We start from the raw sequence: 4,521 nt of genomic DNA, 5'->3' as shown, positions 1-4,521 counted from the left end.
GGTGGACCCTTCCCTGCTCGCCGTGCGAGACGGCGTTGTTTCCGTGGTGGGGCAGGACGATAAATCGGTGACGTATGGCGCATTGCTGGTCAATGAGCATGCACATCTCTCGCTGGTGCCGGGCACCCCTGTCAAGGATGCTGCCGACTACCGCCTGGTGGGGACCAGCGCGGCACGCCTGGATATCCCGGCCAAGGCCACCGGCGCTCTGACGTTTGTGCACGACATGCGCGTGCCCGGCATGCTGCACGGCCGCGTCGTGCGGCCACCTTATGCCGGCGCCGACAACGGCGACTTCATCGGCAATACGCTGGAATCAGTGGATGAATCATCGATCGCGCACATTCCGGGCATTCGCGCGGTGGTGGTGATCCGCGACTTTGTCGGCATTGTCGCGGAGCGCGAAGAGCAGGCCGAACAGGCGCTGCGTGAATTGCGTGTCAGCTGGAAGCCGTGGCCCGGTCTCGCCAATCTGGGCGACCTTGAGCAGGCGATCCGCAACAACCCGGCCACGCAGCGCAGGCTTGTCGACGAGGGCAACGTGGACACCGCGATGGCAAGCGCGGCACAAGCCCTGGCGCGCAACTACGTCTGGCCCTATCAAATGCACGGCTCCCTCGGGCCCTCGTGCGCCGTGGCCGACTGGCAGCAGGAGCGCCTGACGGTATGGGCGGGAACCCAAAACCCCCATGTGCTGCGGGCCGATTTATCACGACTGATCGGCCTGGCCGATGTCGCCATTGATGTGATCCGCATGGAAGCGGCAGGCTGCTACGGGCGAAACTGCGCTGACGATGTGGCGGCAGATGCCGCGCTGCTGTCGCGTGCCGCAGGCTGCCCCGTGCGTGTGCAACTGACGCGTGAGCAGGAAAACGCCTGGGAACCCAAAGGCGCCGCCCAGCTCATGCAAGTGAACGGCGGGTTGAATGCCGACGGATCGGTGGCTGCGTATGACTTTCAAACCTCATACCCTTCAAACGGCGCTCCCACGCTGGCGCTTTTGCTCACGCGCACCATTGAGCCTGTTGCGCAGGCCTATGAAATGGGCGATCGGACCGCCCGGCCGCCCTACGACTACGCCAACATGCGCATCGCCGTCAATGACATGGCGCCGCTGTTGCGTGCGTCATGGCTGCGCGGTGTCTCGGCGCTGCCCAATTCATTCGCGCATGAGTCCTACATCGACGAACTGGCAACAGCAGCCGGTGTCGATCCGGTGGAGTTTCGGCTGAGGTACCTGAAAGAGCCGCGCGCTGCCGAGCTGGTGCGCGCCACGGCCGAGCGCGCCGGCTGGATGGCGCATACGACACCGCAGCAGCAGCCGGCAGCGCCAGGTGACCCACAGGACGTCGTGCGCGGCCAGGGCTTTGCGTATGCCCGCTACATGCACAGCAAATGGCCGGGGTTTGGGGCGGCATGGGCGGCCTGGGTGGCCGACGTCGAAGTGAATCGCAAGACGGGCGAGGTGCATGTCCGGCGCGTCGTGGTAGGGCATGACGCCGGCACGCTGATCAACCCCGCCGGGGTTCAGCACCAGATCCATGGCAATGTAGTGCAGACGACCAGCCGTRCACTCACGGAACAGGTCACGGTGTCGCCCAAAACAAATCAGGTGACCAGCCTGGAATGGGGAAGCTATCCAATCCTGAACTTCCGGGACGTGCCGGTGATTGAGGTCGTGACCATGGCGCGCCCCGGTGAGCCACCGCTTGGCGYCGGAGAGTCGTCTTCGGTGCCGGGTACGGCAGCTATTGCCAACGCCATTTTTGATGCCACCGGCGTGCGTTTTCGCCAGCCGCCTTTCACGCCAGAAGTCGTACGTGCTGCGCTCAACCCGGGGCTCGCGGCCGCGCCAGCTATCCCGGCGGCTCCGGCCCGGTTGCCAAATCCCGCACCTGAGGGCACGGCATGGCCGAAAGGCATGGCCTGGTGGTCCCGCGCAGGCGCCTTGCTCGCGGGGGTTGTGGGCATCGTGTGGGCGCTGGCAGGCGGCCGGTCGGTCATCGCCCCGGTGGCGCAGAGCGGCGCATCCGTCTACACCGCCGCAACCCTGGAGCGCGGCCGGCAGCTCGCTGCCGCGGGCGATTGTGTGGTGTGCCACACAGCACCCGGCGGCATACCCAATGCCGGCGGCAGGGCCATGGATACGCCTTTCGGAAAGATTGTTACCACCAACCTCACGCCCGATGCGGACACCGGAATAGGTTTGTGGTCTTTTAGCGCCTTCCAGCGCGCCATGCGTGAAGGAATTTCCCGCGATGGTCACTATTTGTATCCCGCGTTTCCCTATACCGCGTTCGCCAAAACCAGCGATGAAGATCTGACCGCGCTGTATGCCTACCTGATGGCCCAGCCCCCCGTGCGATCAGAACCACCGGCCACGCGGCTGGCTTTTCCCTTTGGTGTGCGGCCGCTGATGGCTGGATGGAATGCCCTGTTTCATGACCCGGCACCTTACCGGGTCGACCCGGCGCAGACTGCCGAATGGAATCGTGGTGCCTACCTGGTCAACGGCCTGGGCCATTGCGGCGCCTGCCACACGCCACGCAACGCCGCGGGCGCAGAGCGCAGCGGGAAGGCTTTTTTAAGCGGGGCCGTGGTGGATGGCTGGGACGCTCCGGCGCTGACCGCGCTCTCGCGTGCGCCCGTGCCCTGGAACGCCGCGGAACTGTACCGCTACCTGCGTAGCGGCTACTCTTCGCAGCGCGGTATTGCCGTGGGCCCCATGGCGCCTGTGATCAAGGAACTGGCTGCCTTGCCCGAAGAAGATATTCGTGCAATGGCGGCTTACCTCGTGTCTTTTAATGAGCCAACTACGGAAGCCGAAAGCGTCCAACGCAGCAGGCAGGTCGTCTTGTCCACCCGGCAATCTGCCGGCAACTTGCCGGGCCCTGGCCAGCGCCTGTTCAATGGCGCTTGCGCATCGTGCCATCACGATGGCGACGGCCCGCGACTGCTGGGTGTGAACGTGCCGCTGGCCCTTAACAGCAAGCTGCACAGCGAGCGGCCCGACAATCTGGTGCGGGTGATCCTTGAGGGAATTCAGTCACCGGCGAGCAAAGATATCGGGTTCATGCCGGCTTTTCGCCATAGCCTGGATGATGCCCAGGTTGCAGCGCTGGCTGCTTATATGCGCGGACGCTATGCCCCCTCGGAACCGGTCTGGCAGGATTTGCCGGCAATCGTTTCACGGCTTCGCGCCACGCCGGGCCAGCACTGAATCTTTTCAATCAGGCGAAGGCCGCGCGGCCTGCGTCGCCCTGACAAGCGCCGCGCGCGCCAGCAGGCGTGTGGAGTCCAGAGTCGGCAGGGGCGAGTTTGAATCGCTCATGATCAGGGGGATTTCCGTGCAGCCCAGGACGACAGCATCACAGCCGTTGCTTTTCATCCGGTCAATGACTTTCTGAAAATACCCGATCGCTTCCGGCTTGAAGACACCGTACACCAGCTCGTCCATGATGATGCGGTTGATTTCGTCGCGCTCCGCGCCATCTGGACGCAGGTATTGCAGTCCGCGGGCCGCGAGCTTGTCGGGGTAGACCTCACTGTCGACGAGCCATCGCGTGCCGGTGATGCCGATGCGCCGGAACCCGCGCCTGGCCGCTTCTTCGGCAACGACTTCTGCGATATGGAGCCAGGGCAGGGGGGATCGTTCCTGTACGTAAGCAAACGCCTGGTGAATGGTGTTGTCGGGGCAGACCAGGAAGTCCGCCCCGGCTTTTGCGAGCTTGTGCGCGGAGGCGAGCATGATGTCGCCCACGCCGTCCCAGTCGTTGCGATAGATGCACGCCATGTAATCTGAAAGCGACGGCGTATGCATGGACACTTCAGGGTGGGCATGCGGCCCCATGGACCCGGCGCCTTCCACACAGATGGTTTGATAACAAAGCGCAGCGCCTTCGGCGGAGCAGCCGACGATACCGATGTGTTGGGGCATGACCTGTCTCCGTATTTGCTACGCGGGCTCTGGCACCGGGTCGGCAGCAGGCGAGGTGGCCGGGTGCGGTGTGACTTCTCCCTCAGCGAGTTCCCCTCCCAATGCCTCCAGCATGTCCGGAATCAGCGAAGACAGCTCGCCGGTAATGATGGCCGCATGGCTGTCAAAGCCGTCGTCGTCCTTGCCGCTTTCCTGTACGCCGTCCAGCACCACATCGAGCAGCTTGAGTTTTTTCAGCTGCGCGGTTTCCGTCAGCACAAAAGACACGCGCTCGTTCCACGTCATCGCCAGCTGTGTGGGTAGTTTGCCGGCAGCAATGTGCTGGGCCACTTCGTCGATCTCCAGCGTGTGGCGCGAATAGCGCACCGTGGACTTCTGGTCATCGGGTGTCTTGAGCTCGCAGTCGCGGTCTACCGTGAAGTTATATGGCGCTTCCCGGGTCGACAGCCAGTGCGACATGGCAGCAGCGGCCGACATTTGCGTCTGGACGGGGCTGACCTTCAGGCCGGGCAGGGCGCCCGGCACCTCGCTCAACGCTTCCACGAAGTAACTCACGATTTTGTCGGCACCTGTGAGGTTGCCGG

At 64.0% G+C, this 4,521-nt stretch carries 3 protein-coding genes; 1 reads left to right on the top strand and 2 read right to left on the bottom strand.

The window, feature by feature from the left end:
- On the top strand, positions 1–3,220 hold a 3,220-nt coding region (locus tag AC1D1X_RS16235), incomplete at its 5' end, for a molybdopterin cofactor-binding domain-containing protein (protein ID WP_477698656.1).
- 6 nt (positions 3,221–3,226) lie between these two features.
- Here the strand turns inward: AC1D1X_RS16235 and AC1D1X_RS16230 are convergent.
- Positions 3,227–3,937 carry an aspartate/glutamate racemase family protein gene (locus AC1D1X_RS16230; protein ID WP_477669083.1) on the bottom strand — a complete coding sequence of 237 codons (711 nt, stop codon included), beginning with the start codon at positions 3,935–3,937 and terminating at the stop codon, positions 3,227–3,229.
- 18 nt (positions 3,938–3,955) lie between these two features.
- A partial coding sequence (gene rdgC, locus AC1D1X_RS16225; protein WP_477698655.1) for a recombination-associated protein RdgC occupies positions 3,956–4,521 on the bottom strand: 566 nt, incomplete at its 5' end.

Source organism: Polaromonas sp. P1_G4 (assembly GCF_056405475.1).
The sequence above is the reverse complement of the archived record's forward strand: the minus strand, read 5'-3'. Positions and strand labels throughout refer to the sequence as shown.